Origin of the sequence: Stenotrophomonas sp. GbtcB23 (genome assembly GCF_019091045.1) — a bacterium.
GTDB classification, from domain to species: domain Bacteria; phylum Pseudomonadota; class Gammaproteobacteria; order Xanthomonadales; family Xanthomonadaceae; genus Stenotrophomonas; species Stenotrophomonas rhizophila_A.
The window spans coordinates 52,552-75,607 of the sequence record NZ_JAGXKC010000007.1; the positions used below are offsets into that span (position 1 = coordinate 52,552).

At 67.9% G+C, this 23,056-nt stretch carries 16 protein-coding genes and 3 tRNA genes; 11 read left to right on the forward strand and 8 right to left on the reverse strand.

Translation table 11 applies throughout. The features are described from left to right. Window positions 1–52: 52 nt before the first annotated feature. Window positions 53–2,422: a penicillin acylase family protein gene (locus KVS69_RS04800; protein WP_217537330.1), complete on the reverse strand. Its 2,370-nt coding sequence runs from the start codon at window positions 2,420–2,422 to the stop codon at window positions 53–55. A 128-nt stretch (window positions 2,423–2,550) separates the two neighbouring features. Here KVS69_RS04800 and KVS69_RS04805 point away from each other — a divergent pair, with 128 nt between their 5' ends. Next, window positions 2,551–3,039 carry a bacterioferritin gene (locus KVS69_RS04805; protein WP_068850537.1) on the forward strand — a complete coding sequence of 163 codons (489 nt, stop codon included), beginning with the start codon at window positions 2,551–2,553 and terminating at the stop codon, window positions 3,037–3,039. Between the two features lie 114 nt (window positions 3,040–3,153). Here the strand turns inward: KVS69_RS04805 and parC are convergent, their stop codons facing one another. Beyond that, on the reverse strand, window positions 3,154–5,397 hold the full coding sequence (gene parC, locus KVS69_RS04810; RefSeq protein ID WP_184127244.1) for a DNA topoisomerase IV subunit A: 2,244 nt from the start codon (window positions 5,395–5,397) through the stop codon (window positions 3,154–3,156). 203 nt (window positions 5,398–5,600) lie between these two features. On the opposite strand from parC, the gene KVS69_RS04815 reads away from it, so the two are divergent. From KVS69_RS04815 to KVS69_RS04830, 4 genes are read left to right on the forward strand one after another with little or no spacing between them, the layout of a single operon-like run. After that, window positions 5,601–6,044, forward strand: coding sequence for a MarR family transcriptional regulator (locus tag KVS69_RS04815; RefSeq protein ID WP_068854598.1), 444 nt, complete (start codon window positions 5,601–5,603; stop codon window positions 6,042–6,044). Next, a complete protein-coding gene (locus tag KVS69_RS04820) occupies window positions 6,041–7,534 on the forward strand; it encodes an efflux transporter outer membrane subunit (RefSeq protein ID WP_217537332.1) in 1,494 nt (497 codons plus the stop codon). Before KVS69_RS04815 ends, KVS69_RS04820 begins: the two co-directional genes overlap by 4 nt. 10 nt (window positions 7,535–7,544) lie before the next feature. Next, window positions 7,545–8,726, forward strand: a complete 1,182-nt coding sequence (gene emrA / locus KVS69_RS04825; protein ID WP_217537334.1) for a multidrug efflux MFS transporter periplasmic adaptor subunit EmrA — start codon at window positions 7,545–7,547, stop codon at window positions 8,724–8,726. A 7-nt stretch (window positions 8,727–8,733) separates the two neighbouring features. Further along, window positions 8,734–10,320: a DHA2 family efflux MFS transporter permease subunit gene (locus tag KVS69_RS04830; RefSeq protein WP_068850548.1), complete on the forward strand. Its 1,587-nt coding sequence runs from the start codon at window positions 8,734–8,736 to the stop codon at window positions 10,318–10,320. Window positions 10,321–10,873: 553 nt separating this feature from the next. Here the strand turns inward: KVS69_RS04830 and KVS69_RS04835 are convergent. Next, window positions 10,874–10,960, reverse strand: a tRNA-Leu gene (locus tag KVS69_RS04835). Window positions 10,961–11,089: 129 nt separating this feature from the next. After that, window positions 11,090–11,176: transfer RNA gene (locus tag KVS69_RS04840), tRNA-Leu, on the reverse strand. A gap of 99 nt (window positions 11,177–11,275) precedes the next feature. On the opposite strand from KVS69_RS04840, the gene KVS69_RS04845 reads away from it, so the two are divergent. Further along, complete coding sequence (locus KVS69_RS04845; RefSeq protein WP_217537336.1) at window positions 11,276–11,959, forward strand: glutathione S-transferase family protein; 684 nt, start codon at window positions 11,276–11,278, stop codon at window positions 11,957–11,959. A gap of 44 nt (window positions 11,960–12,003) precedes the next feature. Here KVS69_RS04845 and KVS69_RS04850 read toward each other — a convergent pair. Next, window positions 12,004–12,090, reverse strand: a tRNA-Leu gene (locus tag KVS69_RS04850). Window positions 12,091–12,218: 128 nt separating this feature from the next. Between KVS69_RS04850 and rnr the strand changes: the two genes are divergently transcribed. The 3 genes from rnr to rlmB all read left to right on the forward strand — a co-directional run bounded on the left by rnr (window position 12,219) and on the right by rlmB (window position 15,994). Continuing rightward, a complete protein-coding gene (gene rnr, locus KVS69_RS04855) occupies window positions 12,219–14,681 on the forward strand; it encodes a ribonuclease R (RefSeq protein WP_217537338.1) in 2,463 nt (820 codons plus the stop codon). 13 nt (window positions 14,682–14,694) lie between these two features. Continuing rightward, entirely contained in the window at window positions 14,695–15,165 is a 471-nt protein-coding gene (locus KVS69_RS04860; RefSeq protein ID WP_210132221.1) for a GFA family protein, read from the forward strand. Between the two features lie 85 nt (window positions 15,166–15,250). Then, window positions 15,251–15,994, forward strand: coding sequence for a 23S rRNA (guanosine(2251)-2'-O)-methyltransferase RlmB (gene rlmB, locus KVS69_RS04865; protein WP_068850558.1), 744 nt, complete (start codon window positions 15,251–15,253; stop codon window positions 15,992–15,994). Window positions 15,995–16,003: 9 nt separating this feature from the next. On the opposite strand, the gene KVS69_RS04870 is transcribed toward rlmB, so the two are convergent. From KVS69_RS04870 to KVS69_RS04880, 3 genes are read right to left on the reverse strand one after another with little or no spacing between them, the layout of a single operon-like run. Then, complete coding sequence (locus KVS69_RS04870; RefSeq protein WP_217537340.1) at window positions 16,004–17,410, reverse strand: TolC family protein; 1,407 nt, start codon at window positions 17,408–17,410, stop codon at window positions 16,004–16,006. Next, on the reverse strand, window positions 17,407–19,377 hold the full coding sequence (locus tag KVS69_RS04875) for a MacB family efflux pump subunit (RefSeq protein ID WP_217537342.1): 1,971 nt from the start codon (window positions 19,375–19,377) through the stop codon (window positions 17,407–17,409). The genes KVS69_RS04870 and KVS69_RS04875 overlap by 4 nt, the downstream gene beginning before the upstream one ends. After that, a complete protein-coding gene (locus KVS69_RS04880; RefSeq protein WP_256947721.1) occupies window positions 19,374–20,612 on the reverse strand; it encodes an efflux RND transporter periplasmic adaptor subunit in 1,239 nt (412 codons plus the stop codon). Before KVS69_RS04880 ends, KVS69_RS04875 begins: the two co-directional genes overlap by 4 nt. A gap of 218 nt (window positions 20,613–20,830) precedes the next feature. Here KVS69_RS04880 and KVS69_RS04885 point away from each other — a divergent pair, with 218 nt between their 5' ends. Together KVS69_RS04885 and KVS69_RS04890 are read left to right on the forward strand one after the other, a co-directional pair. Next, complete coding sequence (locus KVS69_RS04885; protein ID WP_095363782.1) at window positions 20,831–21,541, forward strand: response regulator transcription factor; 711 nt, start codon at window positions 20,831–20,833, stop codon at window positions 21,539–21,541. After that, window positions 21,538–22,947, forward strand: coding sequence for an ATP-binding protein (locus KVS69_RS04890; RefSeq protein ID WP_093533927.1), 1,410 nt, complete (start codon window positions 21,538–21,540; stop codon window positions 22,945–22,947). The genes KVS69_RS04885 and KVS69_RS04890 overlap by 4 nt, the downstream gene beginning before the upstream one ends. The last annotated feature ends 109 nt before the right edge of the window (window positions 22,948–23,056 follow it).

A 23,056-nucleotide genomic window follows, 5' to 3' on the forward strand; every position in this document is an offset into this window, starting at 1 on the left:
GGTACACGCGACGGCGTGCGCGACGGGGTGCGCAACGGGGTAGAGCGGACTGTCAGTCCGCTTCCTTGCCGGGTTCCAGCACCAGCGTGTAACGCGCCTTGCCCGGCAGGAACGGCGTCGGCCTGCCGTGCACCCAATCCTCGTGGCCTGCGCCCCAGAACGGCGACAGCGGATGGCCGCTCTGGCCGCCGGGCATGTGGATGATGCCGTCGGCTTCATGCCCGGGCGATACCACCATGCGTTGCGAGGCACCGAAGGACGGGCCCTGCACGCGTGGCAGGTTGCTGTCGCCGGGCAGCGCATCGGCCGGCATGCACAGCCACGGCCGGGCGAAGGCGGGCAGGGCGCGGCTGATCGGGTGGCAGATGGCCGCCGTGTTGCGCTCACCCCAGGTGCGCCTGGAGAGGTCCGCTCCCTTTTCCGCCAACTCGGTCTCCGCCTGCCGCGCCGCATCGGCCAGCAGCGCGTTCCAGTCCTCGTACGGTGCCGGCAGGAGATGCGCGGGCTGCTCGCTCACCAGCGGCCAAAGAACACCCTCGACCTGCGCCAGCTTCGGCTCCAGGTAGTCTTCGCCCAGCGATTGCTTCGCCGGCGCGAGCAGCGCAGTGGTGATGATGTCCTGCACCTTGCTGCGGAAGCCGCGTGCGATCCGGTAGCTCACCGCCTCGGCCGACGCGTGGCCTTCCCACTGCCGGCTGGCTGCCTCCAGGCGCTTCAATGCCGGGTCATCGCTGTATTCGACCACCTGCCGCAGCAGGGTCCACCAGCGTTCAAGGAATACCGCGCGGTCGTCCAGCTGGATCGCCAGCAGGTCGCGTTCGCTGAAACGCTGCTTCGCGTTGAGGTCGTCGCGGATCTGCCGCCCACGCGCGCCCAGGTCGTAGCCGGCGTTGCCGGCCACGGCCAGGTCGGCGCCATCCAGCACGCGGCCGTTGGCGGTCCACAGCCGCTGGCCGGGCGGATCTACCAAGGCGGGCGACTGGTCGCTGCGGATCGCCCACGGCGCGCAATGGGCCGGTGCGACGGTGGTGAAGCCGCTGGGCGGGCAGTCCGCCGCGCGATCCGGGCGCGCGCCGATCAACCGCCAGGCGATGCGGCCCTTCGCGTCGGCCAGCAACAGGTTCTGGGTGGGAATGCCGGCGCGATCGGCGATCTTCAGCGCGTCGTCGAGGTCACCGGCCCGCGCCATGTCGGCGAACGCCATGCTGACCGCGCCCGGCAGCTGTGCGGTCCAGCGCAGCGCTTCGCCGCTGCCATCGGCGCGCTCGTGCAGGATCGGGCCCCACGCGGTTTCGCGCACGCGCAGGCTCACGTCGGCCCCGCCGGCCACCCGGATGCGCTCTTCGTGCACCTGGACGCCTTCCGCGCCTGCGGCGACAGGCATGAAGTCGGCGTTGTCGATGTAGCTGTTGGTGAAGCCCCAGGCCACATGGCCGTTGCTGCCGACCACGATCGCCGGCAACCCGGGCAGCGAGAAGCCGCTGACATCCACCTGGCCGTCCGGTGCGGCGGGGTCGGGGTAGCGCAGGCGTACCCGGAACCACAGGTTCGGCGCGCGCAGGCCCAGGTGCATGTCGTCGGCGAGGATCGCGCGGCCATCGGCAGTCAATGCGCCGGCCACCGCGAAGTTGTTGCTGCCATGCACGTCCTGCCCGGCGCGTTCGCTGCTGCCTTCATGTGCAGAGGGTGACGGCCGTTGGCCGTTGCGCAAGTGGAGCGCATCGGCGGGCGGCAACAGCGCATTCCCGCGCGCCTTGCCAAACAAGGGCGCATCCCATTCGCTGCCGTCGTGGCTGAGCAGCGCGTACAGCGCCGGTGGTGCCACCTCGCGGATCCCGCGCATGGCCAGCTCGTTCTCGTTGGTGGGGTCCTGCAGGTCCGCGTACATGGCCAGCCCGGCCAGGACCGAATCGGTGGCGGTCCAGGCAGTCGGCTGCTGGCGCAGCAGCAGGTACGGCCAGGGGCGCACGCGCAGGCTGCCCAGGCCGCGGTTGACGCCTTCCACGTAGGCCTGCACCACCTGCGGGCGCTCGCCCAGTGCCTGTGCAAGGTGCGCATCGGTGCGGGCACGCAGGCGGTGCACCCGCATGCGCTGGTCGGTGGCTACGGCGGCGGACCCGAACAGCCCGGACAGCTCGCCGGCTGCCGCGCGGCGCATCAGGTCCATCTCGAAATAGCGCTCCTGCGCATGCACCAACCCCAGTGCCCGCATCGCATCGGCCTCGCTGCCGGCATCGATGGTGACCACGCCCAGCGCATCGCGGCTGACGCTGACCCTGGCCTGCAACCCGGCCACGGACTGTTCGCCTTCCAGCGCCGGCAGGCTGCCGCGCAGCAGGAACCAGGCCACGCCGATCACGACGACCACGATCCCGACCAGCACCCCGCACGCCCACGCACCCCGTTTCAGCCAACGACGCATCCCACGCTCCCCGAAGAAGGTCATGCAGGCCGCCCCCACCTGCGCCTGCGCATGCAACTGATTCCGATTAGATCACGGCGATCCGGGATAGGGCACCATGGCTTCCATCGATTCACAGGAGCTCCCCCATGAAAGGCCATCCCGACGTCATTGAATGCCTGAAGGAACTGCTGCGCGGCGAACTTGCCGCGCGCGACCAGTACTTCATCCACTCGCGCCGCTACGAGGACCAGGGTCTGTTCGCGCTGTACGAACGCCTCAACCACGAGATGGAGGAGGAGACCCAGCACGCCGACGCACTGCTGCGCCGCATCCTGTTCCTGGGCGGCAACCCGGACATGCGCCCGCACGGCTTCGAGCCGGGCGTGACCGTGGAGGACATGCTGCAGAAGGACCTGGACACCGAATACAGCGTGCGCAACAACCTGGCGGCCGGCATGAAGCTGTGCGAACAGCACCAGGATTACGTGAGCCGCGACATGCTGCTGGTCCAGCTCAAGGACACCGAAGAAGACCACGCCTGGTGGCTGGAACAGCAGCTGGGCCTGATCAAGCGCATCGGCCTGGCCCTGTACCAGACCAGCAAGATGGACGCGAAGGGCACCGCCGCGCATTGAGGTGCCGGTAGCGCCCGACCGTGGGTCGGGCGGAACCCACTGCCAGCCAGCCACAAGCCAGCCAGCGATGGATACAAAAAAAACCGGGGAAATCCCCGGTTTTTTCTTGGGCGATCATTCCACCGACAACCCTTCCACCTTCTGCCACCCACGCGGCAGCAGGTGCCCGCGGCTGGCGCGGCTGCCGAGGTAGGCCTCCAGGTCCTTGTACGACAGGTTCATCGTGCGCTGCCCGCTGCGCACCAGCAGCGTGTTGCCCGGGCCCACCGCCACCACCGCGACCACGCGCTCGGTGGCCAGCTTGGCCTTGGGGATTTCGATGATCTTGTTGCCCTTGCCCTTGTCCAGTTCCGGCAGGTCGCTGGCGGGGATGGCCAGCAGGTTGCCCGAGCTGGTCACCGCCACGATGCGGTCGGTGTCCGGGTTGGCGACCACGGCCGGGGTCAGCACCTTCGAACCGGAGGTGAGGTTGAGCATCGCCTTGCCGGCCTTGTTGCGCCCGGTCAGGTTCTCGAAGCGGGTCACGAAGCCATAGCCATGCGTGGAGGCCAGCACGAAGCGGGTGGCGTTTTCGCCGCTGGCCAGGGTCATGAAGGCACTGCCCGGCGCCGGCGAGAAGCGGCCGGTGAGCGGCTCGCCGTTGCCACGTGCCGAGGGCAGGGTATGCACCAGCGTGGAGTAGGCGCGGCCTTCGCTGTCCAGGAACGCCACCTGCTGCGTGCTGCGCGCACGCACCGAACCCAGCAGGGCATCGCCGTCGCGGTAGGACAGGGTGGACGGGTCCATGTCGTGGCCCTTGGCCGCGCGGATCCAGCCCTTTTCGGACAGCACCACGGTCATCGGCTCGCTCGGCACCAGCTCGGTTTCGTCGATCGCCTGCGCCGCGCCACGCTGCACCAGCGGCGAACGGCGCGCGTCGCCGAACTTCTTCGCATCGGCCACCAGCTCGTCGCGGATCAGCTTGCGCAGCTTGGCCTTGCTGTCCAGGATCGACTGGATCTTGTCGCGTTCCTTCGCCAGCTCGTCCTGCTCGCCGCGGATCTTCATTTCTTCCAGGCGCGCCAGCTGCTTGAGCTTGGTTTCCAGGATGTATTCGGCCTGGTCGTCGCTCAGGCCAAAGCGCGCGATCAGCGCCCGCTTGGGTTCGTCCTCGGTGCGGATGATGTGGATCACTTCATCCAGGTTGAGGAACGCCACCAGCAGGCCTTCCAACAGGTGCAGGCGACGCTCGACCTTTTCCAGGCGATGGGTGAGGCGGCGGGTCACGGTGGTACCGCGGAACTGCAGCCATTCGCTGAGCAGCATCTTCAGGTTCTTCACCTGCGGACGCCCGTCCAGCCCGATCACATTGAGGTTGACCCGGTAGCTGCGCTCCAGGTCGGTGGTGGCGAACAGGTGGCCCATCAGCTGTTCGGCATCGACGCGGTTGGAACGCGGCACCAGCACCACCCGCACCGGGTTGGCATGGTCGGATTCGTCGCGGATGTCTTCCAGCCACGGCAGCTTCTTGGCGCGCATCTGCGCCGCGATCTGCTCGATCACCTTCGACGGCGAGACCTGGAACGGCAGCGCGTTGATGACGATGTTGGTGCCGTCCTTGAAGAACGTCGAGCGCGCGCGCACGCTGCCGTAGCCGGTTTCGTACATGGTGCGCAGGTCGGCGGCCGGGGTGATGATCTCGGCCGCGCTCGGGTAATCCGGGCCCTTCACGTGTTCGAGCAGGTCGCCGATGCTGGCCTCCGGGTCATCCAGCAGGTGCAGCAGCGCGCTGACAATCTCGTTGAGGTTGTGCGGCGGTACGTCGGTGGCCATGCCGACGGCAATGCCGGTGGTGCCGTTGAGCAGCAGGTGCGGCAGGCGTGCCGGCATCCAGGTCGGCTCTTCCAGGGTGCCGTCGAAGTTCGGGGTCCAGTCGGTGGTGCCCTGGTTGATTTCGCCCAGCAGCACCTCGGCGATCGGGGTCAGTTTGGACTCGGTGTAGCGCATCGCCGCGAACGACTTGGGATCGTCGGTGGAACCAAAGTTGCCCTGGCCTTCGATCAGCGGGTAGCGGTACGAGAACGGCTGGGCCATCAGCACCAGCGCTTCGTAGCAGGCGCTGTCGCCGTGCGGATGGTACTTACCAATGACGTCGCCGACGGTGCGCGCGGACTTCTTCGGCTTGGCGGCGGCGTTCAGCCCCAGCTCGCTCATCGCGTAGATGATGCGGCGCTGCACCGGCTTGAGGCCGTCGCCGATGAACGGCAGCGCACGGTCGAGCACCACGTACATCGAGTAGTCCAGGTACGCCCGTTCAGCGTATTCACGCAGGGGCAGCTGTTCAAAGCCGTGGAAAGCGGGGCGGGCTAGATCGGTCATGCGGGATTGTTACCTGTGGCAAGGGACGGCGACGGCTGTCGCCCTCGCAGGCGGTCGATTATCCGGATGCGGCGTGGGATGCCAAGCGATGTGAAGGAATCGGGGCCGGGCCGTTGTCCTGAATGGGGCAACACTGCATTTCCTTCCAGATTAAATATTTCCATTGAGAAATATATTTTCCGGAAGTAAAGTGCGTCCCCATGATGATCTGCCCCGATACCACGCCGCCCAGCCTGGGCCTGCTGCTGCGCCAGGTGCGTGACGGCCTGATGCGCCAGCTGGACGTTTCCATGGCCGAGGAAAACCTCGATATCGGCTTCACCCACTACCTGGGGCTGAAGGTGCTGTCGTTCCGCGCGCCCTGTACCGCCAACGAACTGGCCCAGGCCCTGGACCAGGTGCCCAGCGCGGTCACCCGCCTGCTGGACAAGCTGGAAGCGCTGGGCTGCGTCCGCCGTGAACCGCATGCGCAGGACCGGCGTGCGCTGCAGATCGTACTGACCGACGAGGGCCGCCAGCTGTGGGCCCGCCTGAAGCAACGCGGCGACGCGGTGATGGACGACGCCATGCGCGACCTGTCCGCCGACGAGCGCGCGCTGCTGCTTTCCCTGTTGACCCGTGTCCGCGACTCTCTGATTACGCCATGACTTCCATACCTGATCGCACCTCATCGCTGCGCCCGCTGCGGCCGGCGCTGCTGTCCGTGCTGGCGCTGGCGCTGGCTGCCTGTGCCAGCACCGGCGGCCTGCAACCGCACGGCCAGCTGCTCGACGCCGACAGCCTGCAGACCCAGCGCACCCTGGCCGGCCACACCCTGAGCCCGTCGGCATTCCCGGCCACCGACTGGTGGCGGGCGCTGAACGACCCCCAGCTGGACGCCCTGATCGCCGAAGGCCTGCAGCGCAATCCGGGTCTGGAGGCGGCGGATGCGCGCCTGCGCCAGGCGCGTGCCCAGATTGGCACCGCGCATGCCGACCGCCTGCCCAGCGTGTCCGCTTCCGGCGGCTACACCGGCGTGCGCCTGCCCGAATCGATGGTGGGTGACGAACTTGGCGGCAGCTATGCCGGCAGCGGCCAGGCCTACCTCAGCGTCAGCTACGGGGTGGACCTGTGGGGCGGCAAGCGTGCTGCGTGGGAGGCGGCGGTGGACAGCGGGCATGCCGCGGCCGTCGACGCGCAGGCCGCGCGCCTGAACCTGTCGGCCGGCATTGCCGAAGCTTACGCGCAGCTCGGCTATGCGTGGCAGCTGCACGATGTGGCCAGCGAAGAGCTGGACCGCTCGCAGAAAACGCTTGACCTGACCCGCCAGCGTCGCGCGGCGGGCATCGACAGCGACCTGCAGACCCGCCAGGCCGAAGCCCGCATTCCGGCCGCGCAGCAGCAGCTGCAGGCCGCGCAGCAGCAGATCGACGAGGCCCGCACCGCGCTGGCCGCGCTGGTCGGGCAGGGCCCGGACCGTGGCCTGCAGATCGAACGCCCGCAGCCGCTCAACCCGCTGGCACTGCAGCTGCCGGGCGTGCTGCCGAGCGAACTGCTTGGCCGCCGCCCGGACATCGTGGCCGCACGCTGGCGGGTGGAAGCGGCCGGCCGCGAGATCGACGCGGCCAAGGCGAAGTTCTATCCCAGCCTCAACCTCACCGCGCTCGGCGGCGTGGTCGCCAGCGAAGTGGACCAGCTGCTCAAGAGCGGCTCGACCTTCGCCTTCATCGGCCCGGCGCTGAGCCTGCCGATCTTCGACGGTGGCCGCCTGCGTGCCAACCTGGACAAGACCGACGCGCAGTACGACCTGGCCGTGGCCGACTACAACCAGTCGGTGGTCACCGCATTGCGCGAGGTGGCCGACCAGGTCAACGCGGTGCGTTCGCTGGCCGACCAGGCCGCCTCGCAGGCGCAGGCCGTCGCCACCGCCCGCGCCGCGCATGACCTGGCGCAGCAGCGCTACAAGGCCGGCATCGGCAGCTACCTGGACGTGCTCAGCGTGGAGTCGCAGCTGCTGCAGTCGCAGCAGCAGCTGGCCTCGCTGCAGTCGCGCCAGATCCTTGTTTCGGTTCGGCTGAGCCAGGCGCTGGGCGGGGGCTTCACCCCGTCCGGCGACACCGCCACGCTCGCCACCGCCCCCGAATCCACGCATTCCTGAGAGTCCTCCCATGAGCCAGACTTCCGCTCCTGCTGCCGCACCGGCAGCCCCCTCCCGCCGTGGCAAGCTGCTGCGTGGCCTGTTGGCCATCGTGGTGCTGCTGCTTGCCGCTGCGGCGCTGTGGTACTTCATGTTCGGCCGCTGGTTCGAAGAGACCGACGACGCCTACGTGCAGGGCAACCAGGTCCAGATCACCCCGCTGGTGACCGGTACCGTGGTGGCGATCAACGCCGATGACGGCATGCGCGTCGAGCGCGGCCAGCTGCTGGTGCAGCTGGACCCGGCCGACACCGAAGTGGCGCTGCAGCAGGCCCGTGCCAACCTGGCCCGGACCGTGCGCCAGACCCGTGGCCTGTACCGCAGCGTGGAAGGCGCGCAGGCCGAACTGAGCGCGCGCCAGGTCACCCTCAACCGTGTCCGCGAAGACTTCGCCCGCCGCAAGGGCCTGGCCGCCACCGGCGCCATCTCCGATGAAGAGCTGGCGCACGCCCGCAACGAACTGGCCGCCGCCGAAGCGGCCGTGGCCGGCTCGCGCGAAACCTTCGAGCGCAGCAACGCGCTGGTCGACGACACCGTGATCGCCACCCAGCCGGACGTGGAAGCGGCTGCCGCGCAGCTGCGCCAGGCCTACCTCAACAACGCCCGCGCCGGCATCGTCGCGCCGGTCAGCGGCTACGTGGCCCGTCGCTCGGTGCAGGTGGGCCAGCGCGTGCAGCCGGGTACCGCGCTGATGGCGGTGGTGCCGACCGAACAGATGTGGGTGGAAGCCAACTTCAAGGAAACCCAGCTGCGCCACATGCGCCTGGGCCAGGAAGTGGAGCTGCGCTCGGACCTGTACGGCGGTGAGGTGAAGTACAAGGGCCGCATCGACAGCCTGGGCCTGGGCACCGGTTCGGCGTTCTCGCTGCTGCCGGCGCAGAACGCCAGCGGCAACTGGATCAAGATCGTGCAGCGCGTGCCGGTGCGCATCGCCATCGACGCCAAGCAGCTGGCCGACAATCCGCTGCGCATCGGCCTGTCGATGAAGGCGGAAGTGAGCCTGCGCGACCAGAAGGGCACGGTGCTGCCGACCACCACGGCCAAGGGCCAGGTGTTCGACACCGACGTGTATGCCAAGCAGCTGCACAGCGCCGACGACGTGATCCACGAGATCATCCAGAGCAACCTGCCGCGCACGGCAAAGGCAAGCTGAGGCCACCATGTCCGCACAAGCTCCCGCCGCGCCCGGCCTGCCGGGCGCGCCGTCGGCGCCAGGTGCGACCGGCGCGTTCCGGCCGGCCAACGTGGCGTTGTGTACGGCAGGCCTGGCCATGGCCTCGTTCATGCAGGTGCTCGACACCACCATCGCCAACGTTTCGCTGCCGACCATTGCCGGCAACCTTGGCGCCAGTTCGCAGCAGGCGACCTGGGTCATCACCTCGTTCGCGGTCAGCACGGCCATCGCGCTGCCGCTGACCGGCTGGCTGAGCCGCCGCTTCGGTGAAACCAAGCTGTTCATCTGGGCCACGCTGTCGTTCGTGATCGCGTCGCTGCTGTGCGGCCTGGCGCAGAGCATGGGCATGCTGGTGGTGTCGCGTGCGCTGCAGGGTTTCGTGGCCGGTCCGATGTACCCGATCACGCAGTCGCTGCTGGTCTCGATCTACCCCCGCGAGAAACGCGGGCAGGCGCTGGCCCTGCTGGCGATGATCACGGTGGTGGCGCCGATCTGCGGCCCGATCCTGGGCGGCTGGATCACCGACAACTACAGCTGGGAATGGATCTTCCTGATCAATGTGCCGCTGGGCATCTTCGCGGCGCTGGTGGTGGGCAACCAGTTGAAGGGCCGTCCGGAGCAGATCGAAAAGCCGAAGATGGACTACGTGGGCCTGATCACGCTGGTCATCGGCGTGGGTGCGCTGCAGCTGGTTCTGGACCTGGGCAACGACGAGGACTGGTTCAGTTCGCCGACGATCGTGGTGCTGGCCTGCATTTCGGTGGTGGCGCTGGCGGTGTTCCTGATCTGGGAACTGACCGACAAGGATCCGATCGTCGACCTGCGGCTGTTCCGCCACCGCAACTTCCGCGCCGGCACGCTGGCGATGGTGGTGGCGTACGCGGCGTTCTTCAGCGTGTCGCTGCTGATCCCGCAGTGGCTGCAGCGTGACATGGGCTACACGGCGATCTGGGCGGGCCTGGCGACGGCACCGATCGGCATCCTGCCGGTGATCATGACGCCGTTCGTAGGCAAGTATGCATCGCGGTTCGACATGCGCTGGATCGCATCGTTCGCGTTCGTGTTCCTGTCGTTCACCAGCTTCCTGCGTTCGGGCTTCAACCTGCAGGTGGACTTCGCGCACGTGGCGGGGGTGCAGCTGATCATGGGCATCGGCGTGGCATTGTTCTTCATGCCGGTGCTGCAGATCCTGCTGTCGGACCTGGACGGCCGCGAGATCGCGGCAGGTTCGGGCCTGGCTACCTTCCTGCGCACACTGGGCGGCAGCTTCGCGGCATCGCTGACCACGTGGCTGTGGGCGCGCCGCACGCAGGAACACCATGCGCACCTGACCGAAAGCATTTCCGGCTACACGCCGGGCATGCAGGAGAAGGTGGCGGCAATGGGGCAGGGCGACCTGCAACATGGCGCAGCGGCGTTGAACAACATCATCAACCACCAGGCATCGCAGATGGGCTTCAACGACATCTTCTTCCTGCTGGGCTGGATCTTCCTGGCCATCATTGCGTTCCTGTGGCTGGCCAAGCCGCCGTTCGGCGCCGGTGCCGGCGCGGCGTCTGCCGGCGGGCATTGATGGTGTGAATTGCTGAAACGAAAACCCCCGCTGAAGAGCGGGGTTTTTTTGTTGCGACAGCTAAAGGCAGCGTTTCAGTTTTTCCGTGCTGGGGAGGCCGACAGATGGTCGCGTGCGGAAACGAAGAGCAGCCACGCATGGCGTGGCTCTACGCGGCGGGTAGGCGAATGGGGCCGGTTACGCGGCTGGTACGCAGACCGAACTTGGCGGTAGCGTCGGTTCCCGAACGACGGCACGGAACGCCACCGCGTCCGGTAACGCATGAAAATGATCGGCACCGCCGTTGATCTTCCATGGCCACGAACACACCGTCGAGGGTCGGCGGGGGCGGGGGTACGGGGGCTTTGCGAAACATGGATGTTTCGCAAGAGCCTCCAGGGATGGATTCACGGCGCCCCCCGTACCCCCGCCGCCGCCGGCCCAGCTCAGGCCAACCGATGGTCACCGGCTGTTCGCCAGAATGCATGAAGCCGGGCACAGCCCGGCACCATGAAATCGAGAGTAATAGAAACGAAAAAACCCGCTTTCGCGGGTTTGATCATTTACTGAGTCATGGTGCCCAGGAGAGGACTCGAACCTCCACGAAGTTGCCCCCGCTAGCACCTGAAGCTAGTGCGTCTACCAATTCCGCCACCTGGGCGACTCAGGAGGAGAATTTTGCGGGAGAACCACGAATGTGTCAACAGGATGTCGAAGAAAATTTCCCGCGCGATCCCTGCCGCAGAAACGAAAAAACCCGCTTGCGCGGGTTTGATCATTTACCGAGTCGTGGTGCCCAGAAGAGGACTCGAACCTCCACGAAGTTGCCCCCGCTAGCACCTGAAGCTAGTGCGTCTACCAATTCCGCCATCTGGGCGACTCAGGGGGCGAATTATGCGGAAGCAGCCGGAGGCTGTCAATGCATGCGCGGACGCCGATTGGCATACTCGGCCCACACCGACGCCCTGGAGTTTCCATGGCACTGCCGATCCTGCACGCCCACCCGCTGTCATCCTGTTGCCAGAAGGTACTGATTGCCGCCCGCGTGCTCGGCGTGGCCCTGGACGAGCGCATGGTGAACCTGGGCGACCCGGCCGATCGGGCGATGCTGCATGCCATCTCCCCGGCCGCGAAGATGCCCGCGCTGGTCGACCGGGGCCGGGCCGTTGCCGAGACCAGCATCATCATCGAATACCTGCAGCAGCACCTGGCCACCGGCGCACGCCTGATTCCTGCCGATGCCGATGCTGCCCTGGCCGTGCGCTTCTGGGACCGGTTCTCCGACTTTTATGTGATGACCCCGATGCAGGCGCTGACCGCCGAACAGCTCAAGCCCGAAAGCGGGCGCAGCGAAGATGCAGCGCAGACTGCCCGGTCACGGCTGCTGGAGAGCTACACCGCCATGAACCGCCAGCTCGAAGGCCGCACGTGGCTGGCCGGCGAAGGATTCAGCATGGCCGATTGTGCGGCGGCGCCCGCGCTGTTCTATGCCGTGGCCTGTGTGCCCGTTCCCGGCACCGAGGTTCACCTGCTCGCCTATTTCGAGCGTTTGATGGCGCATCCAGCGGTGGCCGCAGTGGTCGACGCGGCGCGGCCCTGGTTCAAGTACTTCCCGGGGCGGGCAGGGCTGTCGGCCCGGTACTACACACCCGAGGCCTGAAACGAAAAAACCCGCTTGCGCGGGTTTGATCATTTTCTGAGTCATGGTGCCCAGGAGAGGACTCGAACCTCCACGAAGTTGCCCCCGCTAGCACCTGAAGCTAGTGCGTCTACCAATTCCGCCACCTGGGCGACTCAGGGGGCGAATTCTGGGCAAGTCCGCAGGGGTTGTCAACGGTTTTGTTAAATTTCTTCACAATCCTGCATGGGCAGCGGCAATGACCCATTCTGCACACCGCCACGCGGTACCATGGGGGTCGATGAAATCAAAGAAACCGACCCGGGGCGCAAAAGCCCCCAAGTCCCCGGCGCCCAAGCAGGCTGCCGGTCCGTCGGGCAAGTCCCGCGCCGCTGCCAAGTCCGGCAAGCTGCCGCCCTGGATGCCCGAGTCCATGAACACCCCCGCACCTCCCCGTGGCGGCAAGCGCTCCGGCCCCCGCCCGGATGGCCCGCCGATTCCGACCCGTCGCAACCCGCGCCCCAGCGCGCCGGTGGGCAGCGTGGACGATCCCTTCGCCGCCCGCGAAGCCGAACGCTACGCCCAGCCCATCGCCAGCCGCGAAGCGATCCTGCAGCTGCTGGACCGCTGTGATGGCCCGCAGACCGCCGAGGAAATCGGCATCCAGCTTGGCCTGACCGAGCCCGACCGCGCCGACGCGCTGGGCAAGCGCCTGGGCGCGATGGTGCGCGATGGCCAGCTGGTGCAGAACCGCCGTGGCGGCTTCGCCCCGGTGCAGGCCACCAACCTGATCACCGGCGTGGTGATCGCCAACCCCGAAGGGTTCGGCTTCCTGCGCCCGGTCGATGGCGGCGACGACCTGTTCCTGGCGCCGTATGAAATGCGCAAGGTCATGCACGGCGACCGCGTGCTGGCCAACGTCACCGGCATCGACCGCCGCGGCCGACGCGAAGGCAGCATCGCCCGCGTGCTCGAGCGCGGCATGACCCGCCTGATCGGCCGCTTCAGCGTCGAGTTCGGCATCAATTACGTGGTGCCCGATGACAAGCGCATCCAGCGCAACGTGCAGATCCCGCCCGACCAGACCGGCGATGCCCGCGATGGCCAGCTGGTGGTGTGCGAACTGACCCAGGCACCCGACACCCGTCGCCCGCCGATCGGCCGCATCATCGCCGTGCTCGGCGACAAGCTCACCGCCTCGCTGATCGTGGAAACCGCGATCCACGGCCATGAGCTGCCGTTCGAGTTCCCGCAGCAGGTGCTGGACGAAGCCGCCTCGGTGCCGATGCAGGTGGAGCCGGCGATGATCGGTGACCGCGTCGACCTGCGCAGTACGCCGCTGGTCACCATCGACGGCGAAGACGCCAAGGACTTCGACGACGCGGTCTACTGCGAACCCAACGCCGAAGGCTTCCGCCTGGTGGTGGCCATCGCAGACGTCTCCAACTACGTCCGTCCCGGCACGCCGCTGGACGATGAAGCACAGAAGCGCGCCACCTCGGTGTACTTCCCCGGCTTCGTGGTCCCGATGCTGCCCGAGACGCTGTCCAACGGCATCTGCTCGCTGATGCCCAAGGTCGACCGCATGTGCTTCGTCTGCGACATGCAGGTGAACCGCGACGGCGAAGTGATCCACTCGCGCTTCTACGAAGCGGTGATGAACTCGCACGCGCGCCTGACCTACACCCAGGTCTGGCAGGCGGTGGGCGAGAACGATCCAGCCGCCCGCAACGCCATCGGTGCGCTGCTGCCGCAGGTCGAGCGCCTGCACCAGCTCTACAAGGTGCTGGCCAAGGCCCGCACCCGCCGTGGCGCGATCGAGTTCGAATCCTCCGAAGTTCGCTTCGTGCTCGACAACACCGGCGAAGTCACCCAGGCCGGCATGCTGGTGCGCAACGATGCGCACAAGCTGATCGAGGAATGCATGATCGCGGCCAACGTGCAGGCCGCACGCTACCTGCTGTACAAGCAGGTGCCGGCCCCGTTCCGTGACCACGCCAAGCCGCCGGAAGCCAAGTTCGAGGACCTGCTGGAGTTCCTCAAGGAATTCAAGCTGAGCCTGCCGCCGTGGTCCAAGGTGCAGCCGGGCGATTACACCAAGCTGCTCAAGAAGGTGCGCGAGCGCCCCGATTCGGCGCTGATCGAATCGGTGCTGCTGCGCAGCCAGAGCCTGGCGGTGTACTCGCCGGACAACCAGGGCCACTTTGGCCTGGCGCTGGATGCGTATGCGCACTTCACCTCGCCGATCCGCCGTTACCCGGATCTGCTGGTGCACCGTGCGATCAAGCATGCGCTGAGCGGCAAGCCGCTGGAGAAGTTCACCTATACCCAGCGCGAAATGGCCGCGCTGGCGCTGCAGTGCTCCGAACGCGAGCGCCGGGCCGACGAGGCCGAGCGCGAGGTCGACGAGCGCTACCGCGCGGCGTGGATGGAAAAGCACGTGGGCGGCCAGTTTGACGGCGTGATCAGCGGCGTGACCAGCTTCGGCCTGTTCGTGGAACTGGACGATTCCAAGGTCAACGGCCTGGTCCATGTCACCCAGCTGCCGCACGACTATTACCAGTTCGACGCGACCCGCAAGACGCTCAGCGGCGAACGCCGTGGCACCAGTTACCGCCTGGGTGACCGTGTGCGGATCCTGGTGCTCAAGGCCAGCATGGAAGAACGCAAGATCGACTTCCGGCTGGTGGAAGAGAAGGGCGACGAAGAACCCCAGCTGCCGCCCCGCGGACAGCCGGCCAAGCGGAAGAAGCAGAAATACTGAGGGGAGGCGCCCCATGAACCCGGTTCCCGAATTCTCCGGCGGTTGCCAATGCGGCGCGGTCCGCTTCCATGTCCGCGGCGCCCTGCCGGATCGTTCCGTCTGCCACTGCCGGATGTGCCAGAAGGCCTTCGGGGCGTACTACGCCCCGCTGGTCTCGGTACGCGGGGCCGATTTCCAGTGGACCCGTGGCGAGCCGCGCCGGTTCCAGTCCTCCAACCACTTCCGGCGGGGCTTCTGCGCCGACTGCGGCACGCCGCTGACCTACGAAGGCGAAGACGGCATGGCCGTGGCCGCCGGCGCGTTTGATCAGCCTGAACGGCTGCCACCGACCGTGCAGTACGGCACCGAGTCCAAGCTGCCGTTCGTGGACCAGCTGGGCGCGCTCGAGGTGATCCTGCAGGAAGACGACCCTGACGCAGAGCGCCTGCGCACGCTGGTTTCCCACCAGCACCCGGACCACGACACCCCCCGCTGGCCCCGTTGAGCGGCCGGGCAGGGGCCGTTCGCTACGGCAGCCGGACCGGCAATGCTCTACCATTACCACCCCCTGTACCGGTCCCGCCCCCGCAATGAGCAAGCAAAGCCAGTGGATTGTCGGCGTCAACGCCGTCGCCTCCTCGATCGAGAACGATGCCGAGAACGTCCGCGAAGTGCTCATCGAGGCGAGCGCGAAGAATCCGCGGCTGACCGAAATCGAGGAAAACGCACGCCGCAAGGGCATCGACGTGCGCAAGGTGAACACCCAGGCGCTGGATGGCGTGGGCGGTTCGGTCCGCCACCAGGGCGTGGCTGCGCGCTACCAGGCAGCCCGCACCTACGGTGAGAACGAGCTGGAAGGCCTGGTCGAGGCGGCCGAGGGCAAGGCCCTGCTGCTGATCCTGGATGAGGTGCAGGACCCGCACAACCTGGGCGCCTGCCTGCGCAGCGCGGCGGCCGCCGGTGCCACTGCGGTGATCATTCCCAAGGACAAGTCGGCCACGGTCAATGCCACCGTGCGCAAGACCTCGGCCGGCGCCGCCGACCGCATCCCGGTGGTGGCGGTGACCAACCTGTCGCGCTGCCTGAAGGACCTGCAGAAGCAGGGTGTGTGGATTTACGGCCTGGCCGGCGAAGCCACCACCTCGCTGTATTCGATCGACCTGAAGGGCAACGTGGCGCTGGTGCTGGGCGGCGAAGCCGACGGCATGCGCCGCCTGACCCGCGAAAACTGCGACGGCCTGGTCAAGATCCCGATGCCGGGCGACATCGAGAGCCTGAACGTCTCGGTGGCTGCGGGTGTCAGCCTGTTTGAAGCGGTACGTCAGCGCAGCTGACGCGCCGCTTCAAACCGGCCCGTTGGCGCTGCCCCCCAACGCCTTGAACAGCGTCACGTCGTTGACCAGCTGTTTCTGCTTCACCGACGCCAGCGACAGTTCGGCGTCGCGGCGGGTCTGCTGCGCTTCCAGCCAGGTGCGCAGGTCGGTGGCGCCGACCCGGTAACGCACTTCGTACATGCGCTCGATCTGCACCGCTTCGTCATACGACGCCTGCGACGCCGCCACCTGGGTGGCGAACTGGGTGCGCGCCGACAGCGCGTTGTCCACCTCCGACAGCGCCGTGTACAGCGTGCGCCGGAAGGTGTTGGCGGCGATCTGGTAATCGGTACCGGCGATCTTGGTATCCAACTGCGCCTGGCGGAGGTTGAGGAACGGCAGCGACAGCCCCGCCCCCAGGGAGGCCACCGGGTTCTTCAGCACATCCGACAGCGTGGTCGCGCCGCTGCTCACCCCGCCGGTCAGGCTCAAGGCCGGGTAGTAGCTGGTGGCGGTCACCTTGATGTTCTTCAGGCTGTTGCGCAGGCGCAGCTCGGCTGCGCGCAGGTCCGGGCGCCGGCCCAGCAGGTCGGCCGGCAGGCCTTCGGCGATGGCCGGGCTGCCGGCGCTGTCCAGCGCCTGCGGTTCGTCGGCCTGCGGCCATGGCTGGCCATCCAGCAGCACGGTCAGCGCATTGCGGCTGGCCACGCGCTGCTGCTCCAGCGCGCTCTGCGCGGCGCGCTGCGCTTCCAATGATTGGGTCGCCTGGCGCACTTCAAGCCGTGAGACCGCGCCCGCGTTGAAGCGCGCCTGCACCAGCTCCTGGGTACGCTGCAGGCGTGCCAGGTTCGCTTCGCCGGCCGCGATGGACTGGTTGAGGTAGGCCAGGGTCCAGTACTGCGTGGCCACGTCGCCGATCACCAGCAGTGCCGTGTTCTGCAGGTCTTCCTCGCTGGCCTGGGCTTCCCACTGCGCGATGTCGCGCTGGGTGCGCAGTCGGCCCCACAGGTCGATTTCCCACTGCAGCGAGACCCCGGCCGAACTGCTGCGGTTCCAGTCGGCGCCCTGGTCGATCGGGCGATTGCCGCTGCTGCCGACGCTGCCCGACGGCTGCGGCCACAGCGCGTTGTCGCTCAGCCCGGCCTGCAGGCGTGCGCGCTGCACCGCCAGCCCGGCCGAGGCCAGGTCGGTGTTGGCCTGCAGCGCACGCGCGATCACGCGGTCCAGCCGCGGGTCGCCGAAGCCGGTCCACCAGGCGTCGTCGCGCACGTCGGTCCGCAGCGGGGAGGGTGCATTGGAGGTTTCCACAGGCGCGTTGCGCTGCGCATCGCCACGGCCGTACACGGCCGGCACGCTGGGCGGGTCGACCTGGTACTGGCCGGTGCTGACGCAGGCCGACAGCAGCAGGGTGGTGGATAACAGGATGGACGTCTTCATTCGCGCGCCAGCGCCTCCACGGGATCGAGTTGGGCCGCATTGCGTGCCGGAAGGAAGCCGAACGCCACGCCGATCAGACTGGAGCACGCGAACGCGGCCACGATCGAGGCAGTGGAGAACAGCATCTTGAAATCAGGGGCGAAGGTGTCGAACACCCAGCCCACCACCAGCGACAGGCCCACGCCCAGCAGGCCGCCGAGCAGGCAGACCAGCACTGCTTCGATCAGGAACTGCTGGCGGATGTCGCTCTGTCGCGCGCCCACCGCCATGCGTACGCCGATCTCGCGGGTGCGCTCGGTGACCGACACCAGCATGATGTTCATCACCCCGATCCCGCCGACCAGCAGCGCGATGGCGGCGATGGCGCTGATCAGCAGGGTCATCGTGCGGGTGGTCTGCTCGATGGTGTCGCGGATCTCGGCGCTGTTGCTGAGGAAGAAGTCCTCGGTGCCATGGCGCATGACCAGCAGCCTGGAAATGGCGGCCTGCGCCGCATCCATCGGGGTGGAATCGTCCACCCGCACGATGATGCTGGAGACATGGCTCTGGCCGAGCATGCGCGACATCACCGTGGTGTAGGGCACCCAGATCGACAGGCTGGTGCTGCTGCCAAAGCCCATGCTCTGGCGCTGGGCCACGCCGATCACGCGCACCGGCACGTTGCCCAGCAGGATCACCTGGCCGACCGGGTCGGCGCCGTTGGGGAAGAACTGGGTGCGGGTGTTCTCATCGATCACCGCCACCTGCGCCAGTCCTTTCACCGCATCGGCGTCGAAAAAGCTGCCGGCGCTCAGGGTCACGCCCTTGACCCGGAAGAACTGCTCCCCCACGCCGCTGACCTGTGCGGTGGCCGACTGGTTCCGGTAGCGCGCGGTGACCGACGAAGACACGCTGGGGGTGACGCTGTCGATGTAGCTCTGCCGCGACAACGCGTCGGCATCACTGGCCTTGAGCGTCTGCACTCTTGCCGAGCGCATGTCACCGAAGCCGCGCCCGGGGTAGACGTCGATGGTGTTGGTGCCCAGCGCGCTGATGTTCTGCAGGATCTGCTGCTGCGAGCCGTTGCCCATCGCCACCACCGATACCACCGAGGCGATGCCGATGATGATGCCGAGCATGGTCAGGAAGGTGCGCAGGCGGTGCGCGTTCATTGCCAGCAGCGCCATCCGGAATGCTTCGGTGAAGCGGTCGCGGGCGGCACGCCAGCTGTGGCCTTTGGTGGCGGCCACGGTCGGCGTGCGTTGCGCACGGTAGCTGGGTGCCTTGGGATTGACGCGGTCGGCGATGATCTCGCCGTCGCGGATCTCGATGATGCGCTGGGCGTGCTCGGCCACCGACATGTCGTGGGTGACGATGATGATGGTGTGGCCTTCGGCATGCAGCTCGCCGAGGATGCCCATCACCTCCTCGCCGGATCTGGTGTCCAGCGCGCCGGTCGGCTCGTCGGCCAGGATCACCTCGCCACCGTTCATCAGCGCCCGCGCGATCGACACGCGCTGCTGCTGGCCACCGGACAGCTGGCCCGGCTTGTGCCGCATGCGGTCGCCCAGGCCCAGCCGCTGCAGCAGCTGTTCGGCGCGCGCGCTGCGTACCGGCGCCGGGCTGCCGGCATACACCGACGGCACTTCCACGTTGCCGCGCGCGTCGAGGTCGCCGAGCAGGTGGTAGCGCTGGAAGATGAAGCCGAAATGTTCGCGGCGCAGTTCGGCCAGTTCGTCCGGCAGCATGCTGCCGGTCTCACGGCCGGCCACCTGGTAGCTGCCGCGGGTGGGGCGGTCCAGGCAGCCGAGGATGTTCATCAGCGTCGACTTGCCCGAGCCGGACTGGCCGACGATGGCCACCATCTCGCCGGCGGCGATGTCCAGGTTGACGTCGCGCAGTACGGCAATGGTTTCGTCGCCGGCCGGGAATTCGCGGCGCAGGTGGCGCAGCCGCAGCAGCGGCGCGCCCGTGGGAGCGGTCTTCATCGACGCGGCCCCATGCCCGGGCCACCCATGCGCATCTGCGCGCCACCGCGGTTGCCGCTGCCGGACGCGGCCGGGGTGGCGCTGCCTTCGCCGACCACGACCTTCTCGCCTTCCTTCAGCCCAGACAGCACCTCCACGCTGGAACCGGTGTTGATGCCGATCCTGACCTTGCGCGGCTGCGGCATGCCATCGGCATCGGCCACGCGCACCACGTATTGGCCATCGCGCGATTTCGGCCCCAGCGCCACCGACGGAATGATCAGCACGCCCTTGGCCTGCTTGAGCAGCACCGACACCTGCGCGGTCATGTCGATGCGCAGCGTGCCGTCCGGGTTCTCCACGTCGAACAGGGCGTTGTAATACACCGCCGTACTGGAGCTGGAACTGGACGAACTGGAACTGCTGGAACTGTCGCTGGCGATCGACGACGGCGCCGGATTGATCTGGCGCAGGGTGGCGTGGTACTTGCGGTCCGGGTCGCCCAGCGTGGTGAAGTACACCGGCATGCCGGCCTTGATCTTGACCACGTCCGCTTCGGAGACCTCGGCATTGACCGTCACCAGGTCCAGCCGCGCCAGCATCACGATGGTCGGCGCGGTCTGGTTGGCATTCACGGTGCGGCCTTCTTCGGCCACCACCGCGACCACGGTGCCGTCCATCGGCGCGGTGATGCGGGTGTAGGCGAGGTTGGCATTGGCGGTGCCCAGCTCGGTCTGGCGGCCCTGGATCTGCGCGTCATAGGCCTTGACCTGCGCACGGGCGGTCTTGAGCGCGGCCTCGGCGCTGTCGAACTCCGCACGCGAGGTGGCTTCGGCCGCCAGCATTTCCTGCTGACGCGCGAATTCCAGTTCGGCCTGGCGCAGGGTGGCCTGCTGCACCGCGCGCTGGGCGGTGACCTGGTCCAGCGATGCCTGCGCGTTGAGCACGGCGTTGCGCTGGGTGGTGGCGTCGATCTCGGCAATCAGGTCGCCCTGCCTGACGGTATCGCCCAGCTGCACCTTCAGCGATTTGATCTGGCCCGAGGCCTGCGCACCCACGCTGACCAGCTTGTAGGCATCGATCACGCCGGTGGCTTCCACGGTCTGTTCCAGGTCGCCACGGGTCACCGGGCTGGTGGCCAGGGTGGGGGCGCCCGGCTTGCGCAGGGTCCATGCGACAATGCCGCACACCAGCAGGGCCAGGGCGATCAACAGCAGCACGCGGCCGCGACGGGTGGTAGGCAGGCGGGACTTCACGATGATCGTCAACTCGACAGGCCGGCGTGCGGCGTTGTCAGCATTGTGAAGAGCGCCTGTGGAGGGCTCAACGCACGGCATGTAACAGCACGTAACCACGCCCCGGTCCGACGTGTCCTTCTGTATCGTGTGCATGCCTTGAAACATGCATACGCAAACCAGAGGATGCGGTTCAGCTCCCGACAGGGGATCATCGCCGCATGGAGAACACCACTACGATGCAACGCCTGCTGATCGTCGATGACGACAACGACATCCGCCAGCTGCTGGCCGAACAGCTCGGTCGTGCCGGCTACCAGGTCAGCACCGCCAGCGATGGCCAGGGCATGCGCCAGGTGCTGGAACGCGAGCACGTGGACCTGATCGTGCTCGACCTCAACCTGCCGCGCGAGGATGGCCTGACCCTGTGCCGCGACCTGCGCGCGCGCTCGACCACGCCGGTGATCATGCTCACCGCACGCAGCGAACCGATCGACCGCGTGCTCGGCCTGGAAATGGGCGCAGACGACTACCTGGGCAAGCCGTTCGAACCGCGCGAGCTGCTCGCGCGCATCCGCAACGTGCTGCGCCGGACCGAAGCGCTGCCGGCCAACCTGGAACCCTTGGCGATCCGCCGCGCGCGCTTCTCGCACTGGATCTTCGACCTGGAGCACCGCCATCTGGTCGACCCGGACGGGCGCGTGGTGGTGCTGTCCGGTGCCGAGTTCCGGCTGCTGCGGGTGTTCGTCGGGCATGCCAACAAGGTGCTCTCGCGTGAGCAGCTGGTATCGCTGAGCAGCGGGCGCAGCTACGAATCGCAGGACCGTGCGATCGACCTGCAGGTCAGCCGGCTGCGCAACAAGCTGGCCGATGACGGTGGCAGCGACGGCCTGATCAAGACCGTGCGCAATGAAGGCTATGTGCTGGCCACGGCGGTCACGCTGGAATGATGCGCCTGCGCCGCTTCTTCGCGTCGATGGTCGGTCGGCTGTTCGTGATCCTGCTGCTGGGCATGAGCGTGGCGGCCGTCGGTGCCACCATGCTGGCCAGTGCCAAGCGGCAGCAGGAATTCGAGCGGCAGAACCTCAACCGCATCGCCGATCGGCTGCAGGGCTTCGTCAACATGCTCGACGGCGACCCGGAACTGCGCGACCGGCTGCTGACGGTGGGCGGGCCGGCGGTGCGCAGCCTGCCCGAAGGGGCGCGGCTGGGGCGCGAGGATGCGGCGTTGATGGGCATCCTCGACGACCGCCCGGGCCCGGTGGCGCATGCCACCGTGCATTTCACCTCGTTCCGTTCGTGCCTGCCCAAGGCGCAGGAACTGTTGCCGCCCCCTCCGCAGCAGCAGCGGCGCCGGCCGCCGCACGAACGCGACCCGGCCTTCATCCCGCCCAAGTGCCGCGCGGTGCAGGTCCCGCTCAGCGACGGCACGGTGTTGTCGCTGGCGCTGGAATCGCCGGCCATCGCCCACAATGGCATCCTCGCGGTGGACCCGCTGTTCCTGACCCTGCTGGTGCTGGCGATTGGCGTGCTGGCCTACGTGGTTGCGCGCATTGCCAGCGCGCCGCTGCAGCGGCTGGCCTCGGCCGCGGCCGAGCTGGGCGACGACCTGCAGCGTGCGCCATTGCCGGTGACCGGGCCGCTGGAAGTCCGCCGCGCCGCCGAAGCCTTCAACGCGATGCAGAAGCGCCTGCAGCGCACGCTGGGTGAGCGCACCCAGATGCTGGCGGCGATCACCCATGACCTGCAGACCCCGGTGACCCGCCTGCGGCTGCGGCTGGAAAACGTAACCGACGAAGCCCTGCGCGAGCGCCTGATCGGCGACCTGGGTGCGATGCAGGCACTCATCCGCGAGGGCCTGGAACTGGCCCGCAGCGCCGAGAGCGCCGAGCCACGCGCCGCGCTGGACCTGGATTCGCTGCTGGAAAGCCTCGTCGAGGACGCGGTCGAGGCCGGCGCCGACGCCCGCTTCGAGCAGGGCAGTGGCGCGGTGCTGATGCTGCGCCCGCTGGCCATGCACCGGTTGTTCTCCAACCTGATGGACAACGCGCTGGGCTACGGCGGCACGGCCCGGGTGCGGGTCGAGCAGGGCGCGGACGGGGTGCGGGTACGGGTGCGCGACAGCGGTCCGGGCCTGGCCGAGGACGACCTGGAAACCGTGTTCGACCCGTTCGTGCGCCTGGAAACCTCGCGCTCGCGGGCGACGGGCGGGGCCGGGCTGGGGCTGACCATCGCCCGCGCGCTGGCCGAGAAGGACGGCGCCACCCTGCACCTGCGCAACCATCCGCAGGGCGGGCTGGAGGCCGTCGTGCACTGGCCGGCGCCACCGCGCCCGCCGGCACCCCGCGCCGGCTGATCGCACAGGAGGCAAACGGGCGCGGTTTTGCCTACTATGGGCAACCCCCGCCCGTATTCGCCGCATGAGTGCGCCCGATCTGGCTGGTTTCCACCCCGGCGCCGCGCTG